Origin of the sequence: Bacillus sp. AY2-1 (assembly GCF_008368965.1) — a bacterium.
Lineage (GTDB): Bacteria > Bacillota > Bacilli > Bacillales > Bacillaceae_G > Bacillus_A > Bacillus_A thuringiensis_S.
In genome coordinates this window covers 1-20031 of sequence record NZ_QPEL01000015.1, presented here as the reverse complement: position 1 = coordinate 20031, position 20031 = coordinate 1, and the positions used below count along the sequence as shown (strand labels likewise).

Sequence of the window (20031 nt, the reverse complement as noted above, 5' to 3'; positions counted from 1 at the left end):
TTGAAAAACAAAAAAAAGAAGCGTATTATATTTGTCGTAAAATTGATTCCTTTCATTAGCTCACTTAAACACAAAAAAGGAACCCCATTAGGCCCCTTTCATCATAGCTCTATGTTTTTCGAAGCATGTTCCCTTTGCTTCTCTTCCTCTTTCACTAACTGCATATTCGCATAAGCTAAATTTGCAATCATTAAAAAGTGACCACCTAAAATGCCTGTACCAAATGCCCACATTTCCATTTCATGCTCAATTTCATACATGATGATTGCTCCTAAAATGGCAGCTGCAAATCGGTTTAGAACTCCTAACCCAGGAGCCTTTTCCTTCATTACGATACTTTTTCCGAGTTTCTCCACCCTGCGAGCTAATAACCAAAGACAATAGGCGCTTACTGCTAATCCAATACCAAACCCTGTCACTTGTTTTCCAAACGGAGTAATCGTCCACATAAGTAGTAAACCACTAAAGATCACATACAATTGTAATCGATATACACGTAAGGCTTCTTGAATCAAAATATCCGCTCCTAAGTTCTCATTTTTTGTACTTTAGAAGAAAAGCAGCAACTTACACAGTTGCTGCTTTCTCTTCTTCTTGTTCTTGTTCCATCTTACGAATTTCAACACGTTTAATTTGGTAAGCGTCTTTTTCTAACACTTTAAATTCATAACCTTCCGCCTCAACGTGTTGTCCTTCTTCGATTTCATGATTTTGCATCATAATCCATCCACCGATTGTATCCACATCATCTTCTTCGATGTGTAATCCAAATAAATCTTTCACTTCTGAGATAAGCACTTTTCCATCAACAATGATATGTTGCTCGTTCACATGTTGAATTGGTGGTGCTTCATCTTCATCATATTCGTCACGGATTTCGCCGACGATTTCCTCCAAGATATCTTCAAGCGTTACAATTCCGGCTGTTCCTCCGTACTCATCATATAAAACAGCCATCGGAATTCGCTTTTTCTGCATTTGAAGTAATAAATCGTGAATTGGAGTCGTTTCCATCACTTCAATAATCGGACGCATATACGAGCGAATAGATGATAAATCTTTTTGATCCTCGGTCATATATCGAATAAAGAAATCTTTTACGTTGACCATACCGATAATATCATCTTTATCTTCTCCAAAAATCGGATAACGTGTGTATCGCTCATTTTGGATTACTTTCATGTGTTCTTCTACTGAATCTTCCAGGTAGAAACCAATGATTTCTGTTCGCGGTACCATAATCTCTTTCGCAATACGATTATCAAATTCAAAAATGTTATTTACATACTTGTATTCAGCTTGATTAATTTCGCCGCTTTCATAGCTATCTGAAAGGATAAGACGTAATTCTTCTTCTGTATGAGCTACTTCATGTTCTGAAGCTGGCTTTAAACCGAATAAACCAGTTATCACACGAGCTGAACCGTTCAATACCCAAATAAATGGATACATTACTTTATAGAACATCATTAATGGACCTGCCAATAATAACGTTACCCTTTCAGCCTTTTGAATTGCCATCGTTTTCGGAGCTAATTCCCCTACTACAACGTGTAAATACGTCATAATCATAAAAGCAAGACCAAATGTTAATACTGATGAAATAGAAGGATTTAAGTTCCATTTCTCAAATAACGGGTGTAATAACTTTTCGATTGTCGGTTCACCTAACCAACCTAATCCCATAGCTGTAACTGTAATACCTAATTGACAAGCAGATAAATATTCATCTAAATTTGTTGTTACCTTTTTCGCTGCTAAAGCACCGCGTTTTCCTTCCGCAACAAGCTGATCGATACGGCTTGAACGTATCTTTACAATCGCAAACTCTGCTGCTACGAAAAATCCAGTAAATGCGATTAAAATCGCAACCATGACTAAATTAAATATTTCCAATGAATCCCCTTAGTTAAAAAACTAAGGTGTCCACCTCCTGTATACTATAATGTTTTCTTATTTGTTTGTTAGAAAACATAGCCCGATACAAAAATTAAAGAGGTCGGATTTCACTTATTCTATAATAATAGAGCAAGTGTCTGTATTAAAGCTGTCGTTTGACCTGATAAAGATTTCGATATTTTTTCACGTTGTGAATCAGTCAATTCATCTAAAAGCGGTTTTAACTCAGTAAGCTCCACTTCTAATCGGTGAATATGGTCTGTCACTTCATTCATTTGTTTCGAAACGTGTTCATTGATACCGAGCAGCTTCTTCTTCTCCTCGATTTTCTCTTTAATCTCACAAAGCGGCATATGCATTTCTTTGCACTTCTCAATAAATTGTAATGTCTCAAATGCTGTTTCGTCGTAATAGCGATAATTAGATTGAGATCGCTCCGCTTTTAAGATACCTAGATTCGTATAATAATCAATCGTTCGTTTCGACACGTGAGCCATGAGAGCCAACTGTCCGATTCGATACACCTTCCCAACGATCTTCCCCCCTTGTTTATATTACTTACATCATACAACACATAAACTGTACAGTCAAACGTGACGGTTTATTATTCACAATTTATACCAAATTCCAAGCTCCACCCTACTATTATCCAATACAAATCACTCATACAATAAAATTACTAAACTATTACCTAATCACTACATTGTCTGTACCTTTTAACCTTTCTTATTTAAAAGCATATTCTACTAATAATGATTGCTTGTATAGGAGGAAATTAACATGAAAAAGACAATCATTTCTCATTTTTATAATGAAGAATACCTACTTCCATGGTGGCTTATGCATCACACGAAAATATTCGATCACGGCATTTTAATTAATAGAGGGTCTACAGATCGTTCCGTAGAGATTTGTAAACTATTAGCACCCCACTGGGAAGTACGAAATTCCAGATTTCTTGAGTTTGATCCAACTAATACTGATATTGAAGTGATGGAAATTGAAAGAGAAGTTTCAGGTTGGAAAATCGTTTTAAATACTACTGAATTCTTTTGTTGTAATAATACTGAAGATTTTTTTTCATCTCTTCATATCACTAGGCCAAAACATGTATGCGATTAGAATGATTTTAATGATAGATAATCACAATTATAATTATTCAAAGCCTAGATATTCTATCCCCTTAGTAGAACAGCGATACCACGGTGTCTTCCCTTACAACCCACAACTCGGATGTGCTTGGAGATTTATTCACAATCATCTAGATGGTGCATATTTACCTGGTAGACATCATTCGCGGCACGGATATATAATTTATGACTATCCTTCATTTATTTTAAAATTTTATTTTAGCCCTTGGAATGAACAGTCAAAGGCAAGAAAATTACAAATTACACCTACCCTTTCAAAAAGGGGTGTTCAAATGGGGCTTCAAACACATTACGGTCAATCTCCTGAAGTACTGGACATACGTTTTTTAGAGCTTAGTAACCTAACACAAGACCTCCGTCATAACCCTGAATACCAAGAATTATTCCCAAAATTCAAACCGTAATATTTTCTGCATCGTCATCGCCTCAAACATTTTCATTCGCTTAATCAAAAACAATCTCATTTGCATAAAACATGAATACTGTATAAATAATAAATTTTTATTTTAGGAGGAAAAAATGAAAGCTGTTATTCTTGCTGGTGGGTACGGTACAAGAATTGGGGAAGAAACACATTTAAAACCGAAACCTATGATTGAAATTGGAACAAAACCCATTCTATGGCACATTATGAGTTTGTATAGTCATTACGGGATTACTGAGTTTATTATTTGCTTAGGCTATAAAGGATATGCAATTAAAGAGTTCTTTCTAAATTACAACTTACACATGTCTGATTTCACAATACAGTTAAACGATAATACAATTACTAGCCATTCTCATCGTGTAGAACCGTGGAAAGTTACACTAATCGATACTGGTGTAAATACCGAAACGGGTGGCCGAGTGAAAAAGATTCAAAATTATGTCGGAGACGAACCTTTCTGCCTCACTTATGGTGATGGATTAAGTAATGTAAATATAAAAGAACTTATTACATTCCATAAAAAACATGGAAAAATGGCTACTGTTACTGCCGTACAACCTCCTGGTAGATTTGGTTCTCTCATATTAGATAAACAGTCTGTAACATCTTTTCAAGAAAAGCCATTAGGTGATGGCGGATGGGTTAACGGTGGATTTTTCGTTTTAAATCCTGAAGTTTTCAATTACATTAGTGGAGATAAGTCTGTTTTTGAAACAGACACTTTAGTTCAGTTAGTAAACAAAAACGAATTGGCCGCATATCAACATTCTGGTTTTTGGCATCCAATGGATACATTGCGTGATAAAAATAAATTAGTCGAGCTATGGGAAAGTAATAACGCTCCATGGAAGGTTTGGTAATATGGCTTCATCATCTTTTTGGAATAAGAAAAAAGTATTTATTACGGGACATACTGGATTTAAAGGCTCCTGGCTCACCCTTTTCTTAAGTTCTTTAGGGGCAGAAATAGTGGGCTTTTCTTCTCATCCCCCATCCATTCCTAATCTTTTTGAACAAGGTAACGTAGCAAAAGAGTGTATGACAATTCATGGCGATATTACTGATTACGACTCTTTATTCCACGCCCTAAAACAACATAATCCCGACATAATATTTCATTTAGCAGCTCAGCCAATCGTCACCACTTCATACAAAAATCCTATCGATACATTCAAAACGAATGTTTTAGGTACTGTCCACGTGCTAGAAGCAGCAAAGTCCGTCGAAAGCGTACGTGCCATTATTAATGTGACAAGCGATAAATGTTATGAGAATGACGGTAGTGGCGACCGAGCGTTCGTGGAAAATGACCGACTAGGAGGTTTCGACCCTTATAGCGCTAGCAAAGCTTGCGCTGAAATAGTGGCAACATCCTATCAAAAATCATTCTTCCGCACTAATACCCAGAAACTCGCCTCAGTCAGAGCTGGTAACGTCATCGGCGGTGGTGATTGGGCAGAAGATCGATTATTCCCTGATATCATTCGGGCATATTTGCACAATCATACTTTGTGTATTCGAAACAAATATGCCGTCCGTCCGTGGCAACATGTTTTAGATCCTCTACATGGCTATATCCTTCTAGCTGAGAAACTTTGGAATGATGCTAAATATGCAGAAGCATGGAATTTCGGACCGATTAATGAACCTAGCAGAACCGTAAATGATGTCATTCAATCCGTAACGAAATTATGGAATAAACGACTCACCATCCATTCTCCCTCTACGAAAACTCCTTATGAATCACCAATTTTAACACTCAACAGTACAAAAGCAGTAAACAAACTCGGCTGGACCCCTAAGTTATCAACAGATGATTCTATTGCTTGGACTGTTGATTGGTACAAAAAATATGCATCCGGTGAAAATATAGAATCTTTCACGCGACAACAAATCGATGCATTCAAAAATTTATAAGGGGGCTATAAAATGGAACAGAAAAAATGCCGTTTTTGTCACTCATTACTAACCAACACTTTTTTAGATTTGGGCGTTTCTCCTCTTGCTAATTCATTTGTAGCTTCTGAAAATTCATATAAAATGGAACCATTTTATCCGCTGCACACATTTGTTTGTCACTCTTGTTTACTCGTGCAGCTAGATGAATTTGAATCTCCGCACAATATTTTTCATGACTACTTATACTTCAGCTCTTACTCCTCAAGCTGGCTGCTACACGCTAAACAATATGTAGAAATGGCGATTAAGCGTTTCAACTTAACGAAACATTCAAAAGTGATTGAAATCGCAAGTAACGATGGGTACTTATTACAATACTTTAAAAAAGAAAATATCGAGACATTGGGAATTGAACCCGCGAAAAACGTAGCAGAAATTGCTATCAAAAAAGGAATTCCTACTCATGTGAATTTTTTCAGTAATGACTTAGCAAAAAAATTGCCACAAGCTGATTTAATCGTCGCAAATAACGTATTAGCACACGTTCCGAACTTGCATGATTTTGTCGCTGGTTTAAAAACACTATTAAAACGTGATGGCACGATAACAATTGAATTCCCACACTTATTAAACCTCATATCCTTTAAACAGTTCGATACTATCTACCATGAGCACTTTTCCTACTTCTCACTTATAAGCCTTCAAAAAGTTCTTCTACATCATCATTTACAAATTGTTGATGTAGAAGAACTTTCAACGCATGGTGGTTCCTTACGGATTTTTGTAAACCATCTAAGTGCCCAATCAACTATCCATTCCAATGTTACAAAATTAATTCAAAAAGAAGTCGACCACGGGTTAGATACTTTAGATTGCTATCTCCTTTTTTCTAAACGCATCGAACAATTGAAAATAAATATTTTAAAGTTTTTTATTGAAGCGAAAGCTTTAAACAAACAAATTATCGGTTACGGTGCTCCAGCTAAAGGAAACACCCTTTTGAATTATTGCGGGATAGGTAAAGAATTTCTAGCTTATACAGTAGATAAAAATCCTCACAAACAAAATCTCCTTTTACCAGGAACTCGTATTCCAATAAAATCTCCAGCAGAAATTAAACGTACAAAACCAGATTACATTCTTATACTTCCTTGGAATTTGAAAGACGAAATTATGAAAGAATGCTCTTTCATTCGTGAATGGGGCGGTAAATTTTTAGTGACGGTTCCAGAAATTGAGGTGATCGAGCCATGAAGAAAGTTGTTGTAACAGGTGGTAGTGGCTGGATAGGTAAATATGTTGTACATTCACTTATACAAAAGGGATACGAAGTGCACGCCACGTATAATAAAAATAACCCCTCTCACCTCCCTTGCCATTGGCATAAAGTAAACTTGCTTCGCGATGACGAAGTAAAACAATTCATTTACGACGTTCAGCCTAGCCATCTCATTCACCTTGCTTGGGAAGCAGTGCCACCAGCATGCTATGTATCTATTAATAATTACTATTGGCTAAAGTCTAGTATTTCATTGATTCAACACTTTACAACATGCGGTGGAAAGCGTGTTGTCGTTGCAGGTACTGGCGCAGAGTACGAATGGTTTAACGGCGTATTATTTGAAGATTCACCGCTCCTTTCCTATAAAACCCCGTATTCTTTATGTAAAAATGCACTGCACTCCTGGCTAGAAACGTATGCACAACAAACAGGCCTCAGCATGTGTTGGGGCCGCATTTTTCATATGTATGGACCTCACGAACAAGGTAATCGGCTCGTTTCTAACATTATCACTTCCTTATTAAAAAACGAGGAAGCACTATGTACACATGGAAAACAATCGAGAGATTTCCTCCATGTGAGTGACGTCGCTGACGCTCTCGTAACAATATTAGAACACAGCGTTACAGGCACCATCAATATCGCTTCTGGTCAATCTGTACAAATTAAAGAGTTAGCTTCTATCATTGCTAAAAAGATAGGAAAAGAACATTTAATTAAACTAGGTGCAATCCCTTTCTCTAAAGATGAACCTTTATTTGTCGGGGTTAATGTAGAACGTTTAAAAACTGAAGTAAACTGGAAACCAACATACGATCTAAATACAGGAATTGAAGAAACAATTTTATGGTGGAAATCATTTATACAAAAACATAACGATATGCATCATTAAAACGTAAATCCTTCGTTCCTCTCGCTAATTCCTTATACCATCCTTCTAATCTTTCCGGCGTAACAATATGATGCGTCCCCATTCCCCCATGCTTACTAGCTTCAGAAAGAGTCGGACCAATTTGTAACTTTCTCTTTCTCATCGCATCGTTCCACGGACTAAACCCAAACCATAATATACAGGCAAGAGGTGGATAAATCATCGATTCATGCGCAGATAAATGTCTTCCAACCGTATAACTTCCATGCTCATGATTATGAATAAATCTACCTCTTCTCCATAACGGCCAATCTTCTGGTAAATAACCATGAAACCGCTGTTTCATTAAAGGTATTCCAAAGTTAAGGTCCGGATAGTTGTAGTTAGGATCATCAACCATAATAAGCCCGTCCAGCCAATACATCCTCCCCCCCAATTCATTTAGCGATTTCCAAAACTGATTTTTATCTTGCACGCAAAGAAACTCAGTCGTATTTAAAATCATTTTCCATCCTTGTACTTCTTGTTCTATCCTCATCACTTCATGATCTGTCGCATATGCATCAAACTCTGGATTTACAGAATCTCGCACCTCCCAATGCGGTGCGAATTTTTTACAAATCTCAACCGAACGATCCTTAGAACCTTTATTAATTAAAATGCCATGATCAAACAGTTTCGTATGATGTATAAGCCACCACGGCAATAAATACTCTTCGTTATAAAAATGAGAAATAACAGTTGTAGTTATAACAATCTCCTCCTCTTTCTCTATTAATCTACTTTTTCCTCCTACTCTTAATATACTTATCTGCTATGTCATTGGTTTCTCTTATTTTAAAAATATGTTTTTCTACCATATACTACACTTTCTTAGACAGCCACTATTTCCTAAAGAAACATCCCAATAAACTGAAAATTAAGTTATAATATCATTATAAAATATGAAGGAGGAATGCACTCATGTACTACAACACTTCATTCGAAAACGATCAACCTGTAGGCCGTCTATAAACTAAGACGGGCATTCATTTAGCACATACACTACGCCTCGTCTTAGGGAACTCATATTACCCTAAAAATAGACGGAGGTACTTTACATGAAACAAACAATTTTAGGAGCTATATGCTTATCACTAGCAGCAAGTATATGGGGTGGTATGTATGTTGTTAGCAAATACATACTCGATTTTATCCCACCACTGACACTCGTTTGGTTACGCTTTATTATCGCTTTTGTTGTTTTGTATTTCATTTTGAAAATAGCTGAGAAAAAGCAAAAGAAAAAAGCAACCATTCGCAAAAAAGATTGGCTATTATTCGCTTGGATTGGATTTATCGGCTATTTCATTTCAATCACATGCCAATTTATCGGAACAAAATTATCCGACGCTCATACAGGCTCGTTAGTTACATCAGCTACACCTGCATTTATGGTTATATTTGCAGCGCTCATTTTGAAAGAAAAACTAACTGCTCGTAGACTTTTATCTACTATAATAGCGACAATCGGTGTCATTATCGTAATCGGATGGGATATTGAAATCGGCTCCTATTTTATCGGAACAATCATTTTAGTTGGAGCCGCTATTACGTGGGGTTTACTATCTATTTATGTAAAAATCGCTTCAATCCAATTTTCATCCTTAGTTATTACAACGTACGCAATTTTCTTTTCACTCTTTTTTATTACACCTTTTATAATATGGGAGCTACAAGCGGCCTCTATCGGAACAGTAAATACGTACGTAATATTAGGCGTATTATACTTAGGAATCGTCTCAACAGCAGGTGCCTTTTTCCTTTGGAATAAAGGATTAGAATTACTGGATGCAAGCATCGGTTCCTTATTTTTCTTCTTCCAACCTATCGTTGGATCGTTACTTGGTTGGTTGCTCTTAAATGAAACATTAAATAGTAACTTTTTCATTGGTGGTATTCTCATTATATGTAGCGTTTTAATTACTACTTTTGAAAAGAAATAAAAAGCAGGCAGAGATTCTTAGTCTCTGCCTGTTCGTATAATTGGATCTTGGTCGTGAAAACCAATACAAATCGGTATATTACTTTGCACTTCACTACGTACACTTATAAAACTACACAGCGTTTTAGCAATTAAATATAAAGTTATACCGATTGCTTTTTCACTTGTGTCAAAGCCATTTTCATTATACATATCCGCTAATTCTACAGACCCCGGCCCCTCAATATTATATGTCCATTCAGAAGCCCAATTATCGTCCTCTTCTTCCATTGAAACATATTCCTCACAAATATAAAGTGAAACTTTAATCAGTGGGGGCGTTCTTCATCCCCACTGATTATTAGTTGAACCAATCGGGCTTTTACGGGCAGTTGACCTCCCACGTAACTTCTTTGCTTTCGCTGAATTTTGAGGTGGGGGTCTTACTGCCCGTTAATGCGGGATAAAACTGACTATTCCACTCGTTATCAAGATCATACTCAAAATAAATCGTCTTTGCTTCTTCATTAGTAGCCATTTCTACAGCTGCATCCAAACCTACTCGAATACTTTCCTTATATGACTCTAAATCAATTGCTTTAATTCGTTCTGCATATTCTGTAGACGCCAACATGCAACAAATATCATAATACTTCGCTTCTATTTGCTCTACTGCTAACGAAAAGACATCCTCTTGCATCTCTTCTAAATACTGAAATATATCCACACTAAATACTCCTCACTCTTTACGCACTCCAATGCGATGGACGAGACAATAATTTCGGTAATTTCGTATGTTTGTCCCCTCTAGCCGCATTAACTTGAACTTGCGTCAGGAAAATACTATTTGTAAAATCAGTCCCGCGAATATCTGCATCTCGTAAATCTGCTCCGATGAGATCTGCCCCTCGTAAGTCTGCTCCATTTAAGTTTGCCGCAATTAAATATGCTCCTCTTAAATTTGCACCTTGTAAATCTTTCTTTTTCAGATTTGCTCCCATAAGGTCTGCACCGCGGTGTATGATTCGTTTCTTACGCGCAGTATTCATTTCCTTCCATACTAATTCGCTCGTTTCTAAAAGAAGAATGTTTACCTCTGCCCTATGCACTGGAACATTTATTTTCATTAACTCATCTGGATTTAAATTCGAAAGTCGCTCTGTCTCCTCAATTGCGGTCTTCAGCTCTTTATGAATTGGCTGTGTTGCCTTTAAAAGAATCGCTTCATTCAAATACCAAAGCATTTCATGAAGTTGATGCATAACTGGAAAAGCATCATACATTTTTCTCGCATGCTTAGCATCTTTCCGCCAATCAACCCCGTTAAATGTAACTTGAGAAATCTTCTGCCCAGCGCCGAAACATTCAAATACTGTACAACCTTTATAACCTTTTCCTCTAAGATTTTTATGTATACTACATCTAAAATCTGATTGTAAGTTGGAACATGGTTTACCACCATCTTTATTCACTGCAAAATCTACCGATGCTGCGAACGGTAATGCAACGCAACATAGACCGAAGCATTTTTCGCAGTTTGCTTTTAAATGATTATTATGATTAGTCAAAATCTATACCCCCTGTTGTCTTTTGACTATTTCATAATATTCCAACTGTAATAAATAATCAATTTTAAAATAAACCGGCATCTTTCGTTTCAATTCATAACTTTATCATTCGATTTCCTTTCAATTGAAAAGGACTATTTTTATTTAATGAATTATAATTAAATTATAAATTTTCTAACTAAAAGGAGACTTATTATGGCACTACAAATGAAAACAAACTGTCAAATTTGCGATCAATCGCTCGAACAAGATTCTGAAGCATACATTTGTGTATATGAATGTACATTTTGCGCACCATGTACAGAAGAAAGACACAACGTTTGTCCAAACTGCGGCGGCGAATTAGTACGTAGACCGAAAAAGAAACAATAAAAAGCAAAGCGATATCGCTTTGCTTTTTATTGTTTTCTGAGTATATGAAATTATATCGAACACAACTTAAACATTTAAAAACTTCACACAAACAGGCTCTGGCACAGCAACATCAGATTGTAAAAGTGTTAACTTTCCTGTAGATTCATCTCTTGAAAATAGCACAAGATTATGTGACTTTTCATTTGTAGCAACAAGAAACTTTTCAGTGGGATCTAATACAAAGTCCCTCGGCCAATTTCCTTCTGTAGATGTATGTTCAACAAATGTAAGCTGACCTGAATTTTGATCTACGCTATAAATAGCGATACTATTATGACCACGATTACCTGCATATACAAAACGGCCGTCAGAAGAAATATGGATAGCACTTCCTTGACTATTTTCATCAAAGTGTTCTGGAAGAGTAGAAATATACTGTACTTCTGTAAAGGATCCTTCTTCCGAGTTATATGTTAGCGCAATAACCTCTGAACTAAGCTCCGTCATTACATAAGCGTATTTTCCATTTGGATGAAAAGTAATGTGTCTTGGACCACTCCCTGGATTTACAGATAAACTATTCACCTCTGTTAATGTACTATCTTTTATTTCATACGTAATTAACTTATCAATTCCTAAATCAACACCTATCACATATTTTTCATCAGGAGTATATCCCGCGTAATGTGCATGTGGTTTTTCTTGTCTTTCTTTATTTGGACCTGAACCTTCATGCGCCATAATAGATGAAGCAGGATTTACAGTTCCATTTTCTTCATTTATTTCAAAAGACTCAATCGTTCCTTTATGGTAATTTGCTGTAACTACCGTATGATTCCCACTATCAACGCTCACATGACAAGGAGAAGCCCCTTCTACTACTTGTCTGTTTTCTGCCTTTAACTCTCCAGTTTTACTATCAATTGAATAGGCAGCTACACCACCAGATTCTCCTTCCTTAACAACGGAATAGAGATACTCATTATTTCGGTTAATCGTTACATATGTAGGGTTATCCAGCTTAGCGGCAAGTGTTACATTACTAATTTTTTTTGCTTCTGTGTCTAAAGTAATCTTATATATTCCTTCACTATTTTCTTTTGTGTAAGTTCCAACATATCCAATAAACTCTTTGTTATCCTTCATTTTTATAACCCTCTCTCCCTATATTTTTCGTTCATCATACTTCTTAAAATATTTTATGTTGAAAGAGTATCCTAAAAAATCGGAGTACCTCTTTATACGTTACCATATTTTCTTGATAAATAGCTTTTAAACCCACTTTTTTTGGTACGCTGCTATACTTTCATATTCTTCTTCCAATTGACGAGACAGACGAATATAGATTGGTGTTAAATCTTTATATTTTTCCACACTTTCCATGTTTGGCCCATGATGAAAATCTGCCCCTACCATTTCAGAAACTACGCATAATGTATCTATTTCACCTAAACTATATAAACCGAGGATTGCAGCACCTAAGCAAGAGCTTTCGAAACTTTCAGGAACATATACGTCTTGATGGAAAATATCTGCCATCATCTGTCTCCAAAGTTCCGATCTTGCAAAACCGCCTGTCGCTTGAATTTTTTTTGGTTCGCCAATTAGCTCTTTTAAAGCGAGAAGAACGGTATATAAATTATAAATTACTCCTTCTAAAACAGCACGGATAAGATGTTCTTTCTTATGATGCAATCCGAGTCCAAAGAAAGATCCCCGTGCATTTGCATTCCATAAAGGAGCTCTTTCCCCTGCTAAATACGGATGAAACAATAAACCGTCAGATCCAGGATTCACATTTGCTGCTATTTCAGTAAGTACTTCATATGGATCTTTTCCTAAACGCTTCGCAAGTTCAATCTCTGAAGTGCCCAATTGGTCACGAGCCCATCTGAAAATCATACCACCGTTATTAACTGGACCACCGATTACCCAATGGTCTTCAGTTAACGCATAACAAAAAATTCTACCTTTTGGATCTGTTACAGGACGATTTGTTACAGCACGTATCGCACCGCTTGTACCAATTGTAACAGCCACAACGCCAGGGTCTATTGCATTTACACCTAAATTAGATAGTACTCCATCACTCGCTCCTACTACAAAAGGCGTAGAAACAAGTACATTCATCTCTTTGGCAAGCTCTTCATCTAATCCTGTTAAACTGTGCGTTGTTGGAACAAGTTTAGAAAGCTTGTCATCTGTAATTCCCGCAACATGTAAAGCCTCTTCATCCCATTTTAAAGATTTCAAATTAAACATCCCTGTCGCTGATGCTATAGAATAATCAATTACATATTCTTTATATAACTTGTAGAAAACATATTCTTTAATAGAAATGAATTTATAACTTCTTGCGAACAATTCTACCCGCTCATTCTGTAACCAAACTAATTTCGAAAGTGGTGACATCGGATGAATAGGTGTCCCAGTACGTAAATAAATTTCATGACCATTCATATCATTCTTTATTTTCTCCGCCCAGCTTGCACTTCTATTATCTGCCCACGTGATACATTTCGTTAACGGATTTCCATCTTCGTCTACAGCGATAACGCTATGCATTGCCGAACTGAAAGAAACACAGAGAATATCAACCGCTTGTATATTACTTGATTGCACAACTTCTTTAATCGTATGTATCACCGCTTGAAAGATTTCTTCTGGATCTTGTTCTGCTATTTCAGGCGTAGGAGAATATAAAGGATATTCAATTCCATGACTTGCAATAACAGATCCATCAATTGAAAACAAAACCGATTTTGTACTAGTTGTCCCAATATCTACACCGATCATATATTTCGATCTCACTATGTAACCCCTTTCAGAATATCCCATTAAAAAAGAACACTCTCAATTCTTTACTAATTATGCATACATACTTGGGAGCACCATGGTTTATACGAAAAAAGACTCTCCCTTATGAGAATTACGTGCTAACTAACTTTACTCTCATAAGGGGGCCTTTTCATATCTATTGTACTAATTTGAAAATGAATCGTTTCTATATGATATTGCTGTTTTCACGTAATAAGATGTCAAAATCAAGATTAAGTTTATAGGATGAAGTCACATAGAGATTGACCCTCTCGTAAAAAAGCAATTAGTGAACATTTCACTTCATTATAATTTAGGCGCTTTCGCCCAATCAGCAGCAAATTTCTCAATACCTTGGTCTGTTAATGGGTGCATAGCAAGTTGTTCAATTACTTTATAAGGAATTGTTGCAATGTGAGCACCTGCCATCGCTACACGAGTTACATGATCTGGATGTCTAACAGAAGCCGCAATAATTTGTGTATCTAGTTGATGAACATCGAATAATTCAGCAATTTTAGCAACTAATAATACGCCATCTTCAGAAATATCATCTAAGCGTCCTAAAAATGGAGAAACGTACGTTGCACCTGCTCGAGCAGCTAAAAGTGCTTGGTTCACCGTGAAAATAAGTGTAACATTCGTTTTCACACCTTTTTCAGTAAGGTAGCGACAAGCTTCTAATCCAGCTAACGTCATCGGAAGTTTAATTGTAACTTTTTCATCGCCACCGTTAATTTTAATCAGTTCTTCTGCTTGGGCGATCATCTCTTCAGCTGTAACAGCATCTGGCGTTACTTCTGCCGAAACAGATTCAACTTTAGGAACTGCCTGACAAATTTCTGCAATACGGTCTTCAAATTTAATGCCCTCTTTTGCTACTAAAGAAGGATTCGTTGTAACACCAGCTAAAACTCCAAGTTTATATGCTTTTTTTATATCCTCAAGATTTGCAGTATCAATAAAAAATTTCATGATTAATTCCCTCCAGTTTTTAAACGTTGATGAGTTACATGTTTAATATGCTTATCCCGTAAAAGCCCGATTGGTGTGGAATGAAGCCCCTACTTATTAAAGTTTCACTTTATTTCTTTTCTACTGCATGTCCGCCAAATTCATTGCGCAGAGCTGCTACAACTTTTCCTGTAAATGTATCATTGTCTAATGAGCGGTAGCGCATTAATAGAGACATTGCGATAACAGGAGTTGCTGTTTGAAGGTCTAATGCTGTTTCTACTGTCCATTTTCCTTCACCAGAAGAATGCATAACACCCTTAATCTCATCCAGTTTTGCATCTTTAGAAAATGCATTTTCTGTTAATTCCATTAACCAAGAACGAATGACTGAACCGTTGTTCCATACTCTTGATACTTTTTCATAATCGTAGTCAAATTCACTTTTCTCTAGAATCTCAAATCCTTCACCAATAGCAGCCATCATACCGTATTCAATTCCGTTATGAACCATTTTTAAGAAGTGACCACTACCAGCTTTTCCAGCATATAAGAATCCATTTTCTACAGCAGTATCGCGGAAGATAGGTTCAACGATGTCCCAAGCTTCTTGATCTCCTCCGATCATGTAACAAGCACCATTACGAGCGCCTTCCATTCCGCCAGAAGTTCCTGCATCCATAAAGTGAATGCCATCTTTCTTTAATTGCTCATATCGGCGGATAGACTCTTTATAATGTGAATTACCAGCTTCAATTAAAATATCTCCTTTTGATAAAAGTGGTGTAACCTCATCAATAACAGAATCAACAACAGCGTGTGGTACCATTACCCAAAGAATTCTTGGTGATTGTAATGACTGAACAAGTTCACTTAAACTAGATGTACCCGTTGCCCCGTACTCTTTCATTTCTTCTACTGCGCTCGTATTTAAATCAAATGCTACTACTTCATGTTTATGATCCATTAAATTTTTCCCTAAATTTAATCCCATTTTACCTAACCCAATTAATCCTACTTGCATAATATAATTCCTCCTCAAATCATCTTTTATTAAAAATCCATATCACTACAATCTGGAATACCTTTCAGCACTGAAATGTTAATATGTACAGAAAGGTTTTCACAGTCATAGCTTAAGAATTCAACACATTTTTTGTAATTTGAACAACATTTTCTGTCGTAAATCCAAATAGATTCATGACTTCAGCTCCAGTTCCTGAAGCTCCAAATGTTTCAATTGATAGTACTTTTCCTTCTTGTCCTACATAACGTTCCCAACCTAGAGATACACCCATCTCAAGAGATACTCGTTTCGTTACAGAAGACGGAAGAACGGATTCTTTATATTCGTTCGATTGGCGATCGAATAACTCCCAGCTCGGCATTGCAACGATGCGAACAGAAACTTGTTCTTCTTCTAATTTTGCTTTCGCACTAGCAGCTAAGGATACTTCAGAACCTGTCGCAATTAAAATTACATCCGGATTTTCATTTGTTTGTGTTAATACGTAAGCTCCTTTAGAGAGATTCTCTATGTTCGCTTTCGTTTCATTAAACACCGGTAAATTTTGACGGCTCAGTACTAAAACGACTGGACCATCCGTTTGCTGTAAAGCATACGCCCAAGCACTTGCTGTTTCATTTGCATCTGACGGACGGATAACTATTAGACCAGGAATTGCTCGAAGCGCTGCCAATTGTTCAATTGGTTCATGCGTTGGACCATCTTCTCCTACAGCAATCGAATCATGTGTAAATACGTAAGTAACAGGTAACTTTTGCAGTGCAGCCAGTCGAATCGATGGACGAAGGTAATCATTAAATACAAAGAATGTACTTACGAAAGGTTTTACTCCTCCATGGAGAGCCAGTCCATTCGCTGCCGCGCCCATTGCATGTTCACGTACACCGAAGTATATATTTCGTCCAGCATATGATTCTACTGCATATACTGCTTCACCTTTTATATCTGTCATCGTAGAATGAGAAAGATCCGCACTTCCACCGAAAATAGAAGGAATCGATTTCACATAATGATTAATAGCTTCCCCACTTGCAACACGAGTGGAAATTGTTTTTTCAGTATCAAAAGATAGAATGTCTTTCGCTTCAATTAAAACCTCACCTGTAATCGCTTTTTCTAATTCATCTGCTAGTGCAGGGTTTGACTCTCTGTATACGTTAAATTGCTCATTCCATTCGTTCTCTTTTTCAATACCTTTTTGTTTCAGTTCATTAAAATGAGCTGTTACTTCTTCAGGCACAAAGAAGTCTTCCTCATAGTGCCAACCATACACTTGTTTTGTCGCTGTCGCTTCTTCTACTCCAAGCGGATTACCATGTGCTTTATTCGTTCCAGCAACTTTTGGACTTCCATAACCTATAATGGTTCTAATTTCTATAAGAGTAGGTTGATCCGTATTTTCTTTCGCTAATGTAATGGCTTTTGTAATAACATCGACATCGGTTCCATCTTCAACTCTTACATATTGCCAATGTACAGATTCTGCCCTTTTCTGAATATCTTCAGAGAAAGCAATGCCTAATTCACCATCAAGTGAAATTTCATTTGAATCATACAGTACAATTAACTTGCCAAGTTTCATATGTCCTGCCATTGACATCGCTTCATAAGCGACACCCTCCATTAAGTCACCATCTCCGACTAAAGCATACGTATTGTGATCTATAATAGAGTGACCATCCTTATTAAACTTCGCTGCTAAATGAGCTTCTGCCATTGCCATTCCGACAGCATTAGCAATCCCTTGTCCTAACGGGCCTGTAGTCGCTTCAACTCCAGGAGTATGACCAAACTCAGGATGTCCTGGTGTTTTACTATTTAACTTTCTGAAGTTTTTCAAGTCATCAATTGAAACGTCATATCCAGCTAAATGAAGTAGGCTATATAACAGACTAGATCCATGTCCTGCCGATAAAACGAAACGATCACGGTTAAACCATTCTGGGTGATTAGGATTGTAATTTAAATGATTCGCCCATAATGCATAAGCCATTGGTGCTGCTCCCATCGGAAGACCTGGATGACCTGAGTTTGCCGCATTAATAGCATCAATCGATAACGTACGAAGTGTATTCACTGCTAATTGATTTATGTTTTGTGCCATAGTAATCGTCCCCCTAAATGCTTTCATGAAAGAAAGTACTTATTTTTCCGTCTCTTGATCTAACCACCATTTAAATCCACTTTCTTGCAACAGTTCATTAGACGCTTCTGGACCATATGAACCAGACTCATATTCATGAAGCGGTAATAAGTTTTCCTCGAACGCTTCAAGAATTGGTTGTACCCATTCCCATGACAATTCAACTTCTCTCCAATGTGCAAAGAATGTAGCGTCTCCACTCACCGCATCATGAATGAGTCTTTCATACGCTTCAGGTACTCCCACATCCACTTGCTCGCAAGTAAAGTTAATACGCATCGGTTCAATCTCTCCATTTTTCAATGGATTTTTACTATTTAACTGTAATGAAACATTCTCACCTGGGCTAATTTCAATTATTAATAAGTTAGGTGCTGCATTTGGATTATTATCTTGATATTGCTGTTTTAACGTATTTTTAAACTCGATTACAATACGAGTGGACTTTTCTTTCATTCGTTTTCCTGTTCGTATATAAAATGGAACGCCAGTCCAAAATGGATTATCGATCCACAAACGAGCAGCAACAAATGTGTCTATGTTAGAAGAAGGATTTACTCCTGGCTCCTCTTTATACGCTACAACTTGCCCGCCTTTTATCTCTCCTGAAGAGTATTGACCGCGAATGATATGGCTTTGAACGTCTTCTTTTTTCACTTTACGAAGCGTCTCCATTACTTTTCGTTTTTCCTCTCGAATTTCACACGCATTAACCTTTTCCGGCAGATTCATAGCAGTCATCATTAATATTTGTAACATATGATTTTGAACCATATCTCGAATGGCTCCTGCATGATCATAATATCCGGCTCTTTCTTCAACCCCAACTGTTTCACTAGCTGTAATTTGTACATTTGCTATATGTTCTTTGTTCCAAATCGATTGGAGAACAGGATTTGCAAATTCTAGTGCTTCAAGGTTTTGAATCATCGGTTTACCTAAATAGTGATCAATACGGTATATCTCGTCTTCTTCAAACGTGCGACTAAGCTTATCATTAAGCTCACGAGCAGATGTAAGGTCGTGCCCAAACGGTTTCTCAATCATCAGGCGTTTCCATCCATCTGTTTTATCAAGTCCGCTTTCCTTAATATTTAAAGCAATGGTCTCGAAAAATTCAGGAGCAACTGAAAGATAGAACATTCTATTACCTTTTATATGTAGTTCCTCTTCCCTTTCACGAACGACTTGTAATAACCTCTCATAGTCTTCCGGTTTACTCACATCTAATGGACAATAGCGAAAATTATCTAAAAAACCTTCGAGTTCCGGAGTACCTTCTTCCCTCTGACGAGAAAACGTCTCTATTGATTCTTTTATTCTTTTTTGAAAATCTATATGAGACACTTCACGTCTTCCAAGCCCGATAACAGATATTTGCTTTGGAAGCTTTTGATCTCTATATAAGTTATATAGCGCGGGGTAAATTTTGCGTTTTGCTAAGTCCCCTGTCGCTCCAAATAAAACAAAGGTCATTGATTCCAAGTTCAGTCCCCCTCGTGATGTATAGTCATTGTCACTATAGTAAAAATGCATTGTACAGAAGCTACTATCATTGTTGATTCACTCTTGCTTCTTAACTTCAAATTTTTTATATTTGTCGCTTTCTCATTGTCCCCAATATTAATAGTGGCAATTCAAAGCATTTTTACCACATACTACTTAATTACTATAAC

The 20031-nt window shown here is 36.8% G+C and carries 17 protein-coding genes and 2 pseudogenes; 7 read left to right on the top strand and 12 right to left on the bottom strand.

The annotated features are described in order from the left end of the window. Positions 1–101: 101 nt before the first annotated feature. The 3 genes from DN403_RS02775 to DN403_RS02765 all read right to left on the bottom strand — a co-directional run bounded on the left by DN403_RS02775 (position 102) and on the right by DN403_RS02765 (position 2423). Positions 102–515, bottom strand: coding sequence for an ATP synthase subunit I (locus DN403_RS02775; protein WP_000613876.1), 414 nt, complete (start codon positions 513–515; stop codon positions 102–104). A gap of 52 nt (positions 516–567) precedes the next feature. Then, the gene (locus DN403_RS02770) at positions 568–1896 is read right to left on the bottom strand and encodes a hemolysin family protein (RefSeq protein ID WP_000402255.1); all 1329 of its coding nucleotides are present in this window, start codon (positions 1894–1896) and stop codon (positions 568–570) included. Between the two features lie 119 nt (positions 1897–2015). Next, positions 2016–2423, bottom strand: coding sequence for a MerR family transcriptional regulator (locus DN403_RS02765; RefSeq protein ID WP_000285632.1), 408 nt, complete (start codon positions 2421–2423; stop codon positions 2016–2018). 256 nt (positions 2424–2679) lie between these two features. Here DN403_RS02765 and DN403_RS02760 point away from each other — a divergent pair. The 5 genes and pseudogenes from DN403_RS02760 to DN403_RS02740 all read left to right on the top strand — a co-directional run bounded on the left by DN403_RS02760 (position 2680) and on the right by DN403_RS02740 (position 7550). Then, positions 2680–3454, top strand: a pseudogene (locus DN403_RS02760) (glycosyltransferase family 2 protein). A 115-nt stretch (positions 3455–3569) separates the two neighbouring features. Beyond that, complete coding sequence (gene rfbF / locus DN403_RS02755; RefSeq protein ID WP_000648807.1) at positions 3570–4337, top strand: glucose-1-phosphate cytidylyltransferase; 768 nt, start codon at positions 3570–3572, stop codon at positions 4335–4337. A gap of 1 nt (position 4338) precedes the next feature. Next, positions 4339–5394, top strand: coding sequence for a CDP-glucose 4,6-dehydratase (gene rfbG / locus DN403_RS02750; RefSeq protein ID WP_000168648.1), 1056 nt, complete (start codon positions 4339–4341; stop codon positions 5392–5394). Positions 5395–5406: 12 nt separating this feature from the next. Further along, a complete protein-coding gene (locus DN403_RS02745; RefSeq protein WP_000435780.1) occupies positions 5407–6630 on the top strand; it encodes a class I SAM-dependent methyltransferase in 1224 nt (407 codons plus the stop codon). Continuing rightward, positions 6627–7550 (top strand): NAD-dependent epimerase/dehydratase family protein, encoded by a 924-nt coding sequence (locus tag DN403_RS02740; RefSeq protein WP_000758379.1) that lies wholly within the window; start codon positions 6627–6629, stop codon positions 7548–7550. The genes DN403_RS02745 and DN403_RS02740 overlap by 4 nt, the downstream gene beginning before the upstream one ends. Here DN403_RS02740 and DN403_RS02735 read toward each other — a convergent pair. Continuing rightward, positions 7519–8334 (bottom strand): glycosyltransferase family 2 protein, encoded by an 816-nt coding sequence (locus DN403_RS02735; RefSeq protein WP_080018574.1) that lies wholly within the window; start codon positions 8332–8334, stop codon positions 7519–7521. The two genes, DN403_RS02740 and DN403_RS02735, sit on opposite strands and share 32 nt — an antisense overlap. Before the next feature lie 295 nt (positions 8335–8629). Here DN403_RS02735 and DN403_RS02730 point away from each other — a divergent pair, with 295 nt between their 5' ends. Next, positions 8630–9514, top strand: coding sequence for a DMT family transporter (locus DN403_RS02730; protein WP_000814705.1), 885 nt, complete (start codon positions 8630–8632; stop codon positions 9512–9514). Between the two features lie 17 nt (positions 9515–9531). Here DN403_RS02730 and DN403_RS32280 read toward each other — a convergent pair. Both DN403_RS32280 and DN403_RS02715 read right to left on the bottom strand, forming a co-directional pair. Next, positions 9532–10219: pseudogene (locus tag DN403_RS32280) on the bottom strand (hypothetical protein). 19 nt (positions 10220–10238) lie between these two features. Further along, on the bottom strand, positions 10239–11060 hold the full coding sequence (locus DN403_RS02715) for a pentapeptide repeat-containing protein (protein WP_000181462.1): 822 nt from the start codon (positions 11058–11060) through the stop codon (positions 10239–10241). A 195-nt stretch (positions 11061–11255) separates the two neighbouring features. On the opposite strand from DN403_RS02715, the gene DN403_RS02710 reads away from it, so the two are divergent. Continuing rightward, on the top strand, positions 11256–11432 hold the full coding sequence (locus DN403_RS02710; RefSeq protein ID WP_001207874.1) for a DUF1272 domain-containing protein: 177 nt from the start codon (positions 11256–11258) through the stop codon (positions 11430–11432). Between the two features lie 66 nt (positions 11433–11498). On the opposite strand, the gene DN403_RS02705 is transcribed toward DN403_RS02710, so the two are convergent. From DN403_RS02705 to zwf, 6 genes are all read right to left on the bottom strand, one after another. After that, positions 11499–12560, bottom strand: coding sequence for a lactonase family protein (locus tag DN403_RS02705; RefSeq protein WP_000654322.1), 1062 nt, complete (start codon positions 12558–12560; stop codon positions 11499–11501). Positions 12561–12686: 126 nt separating this feature from the next. Then, complete coding sequence (gntK, locus tag DN403_RS02700) at positions 12687–14210, bottom strand: gluconokinase (RefSeq protein ID WP_003309728.1); 1524 nt, start codon at positions 14208–14210, stop codon at positions 12687–12689. Positions 14211–14537: 327 nt separating this feature from the next. Then, the gene (gene fsa, locus DN403_RS02695; protein WP_000667676.1) at positions 14538–15206 is read right to left on the bottom strand and encodes a fructose-6-phosphate aldolase; all 669 of its coding nucleotides are present in this window, start codon (positions 15204–15206) and stop codon (positions 14538–14540) included. A gap of 109 nt (positions 15207–15315) precedes the next feature. After that, on the bottom strand, positions 15316–16209 hold the full coding sequence (gnd, locus tag DN403_RS02690; RefSeq protein WP_001195925.1) for a phosphogluconate dehydrogenase (NAD(+)-dependent, decarboxylating): 894 nt from the start codon (positions 16207–16209) through the stop codon (positions 15316–15318). Between the two features lie 112 nt (positions 16210–16321). Next, positions 16322–18316, bottom strand: a complete 1995-nt coding sequence (tkt, locus tag DN403_RS02685) for a transketolase (protein WP_149185293.1) — start codon at positions 18314–18316, stop codon at positions 16322–16324. Positions 18317–18355: 39 nt separating this feature from the next. Beyond that, the gene (gene zwf, locus DN403_RS02680) at positions 18356–19840 is read right to left on the bottom strand and encodes a glucose-6-phosphate dehydrogenase (RefSeq protein ID WP_000445329.1); all 1485 of its coding nucleotides are present in this window, start codon (positions 19838–19840) and stop codon (positions 18356–18358) included. Positions 19841–20031: the final 191 nt, after the last annotated feature.

Coding starts and splice junctions, on each gene's coding strand:
- rfbF (WP_000648807.1), top strand. CDS start 3,570: ATGAAAGCTGTTATTCTTGCTGGTGGGTACGGTACAAGAATTGGGGAA.
- rfbG (WP_000168648.1), top strand. CDS start 4,339: ATGGCTTCATCATCTTTTTGGAATAAGAAAAAAGTATTTATTACGGGA.
- DN403_RS02745 (WP_000435780.1), top strand. CDS start 5,407: ATGGAACAGAAAAAATGCCGTTTTTGTCACTCATTACTAACCAACACT.
- DN403_RS02740 (WP_000758379.1), top strand. CDS start 6,627: ATGAAGAAAGTTGTTGTAACAGGTGGTAGTGGCTGGATAGGTAAATAT.
- DN403_RS02730 (WP_000814705.1), top strand. CDS start 8,630: ATGAAACAAACAATTTTAGGAGCTATATGCTTATCACTAGCAGCAAGT.
- DN403_RS02710 (WP_001207874.1), top strand. CDS start 11,256: ATGGCACTACAAATGAAAACAAACTGTCAAATTTGCGATCAATCGCTC.
- DN403_RS02705 (WP_000654322.1), bottom strand. CDS start 12,560: ATGAAGGATAACAAAGAGTTTATTGGATATGTTGGAACTTACACAAAA.
- gntK (WP_003309728.1), bottom strand. CDS start 14,210: ATGATCGGTGTAGATATTGGGACAACTAGTACAAAATCGGTTTTGTTT.
- fsa (WP_000667676.1), bottom strand. CDS start 15,206: ATGAAATTTTTTATTGATACTGCAAATCTTGAGGATATAAAAAAAGCA.
- gnd (WP_001195925.1), bottom strand. CDS start 16,209: ATGCAAGTAGGATTAATTGGGTTAGGTAAAATGGGATTAAATTTAGGG.
- tkt (WP_149185293.1), bottom strand. CDS start 18,316: ATGGCACAAAACATAAATCAATTAGCAGTGAATACACTTCGTACGTTA.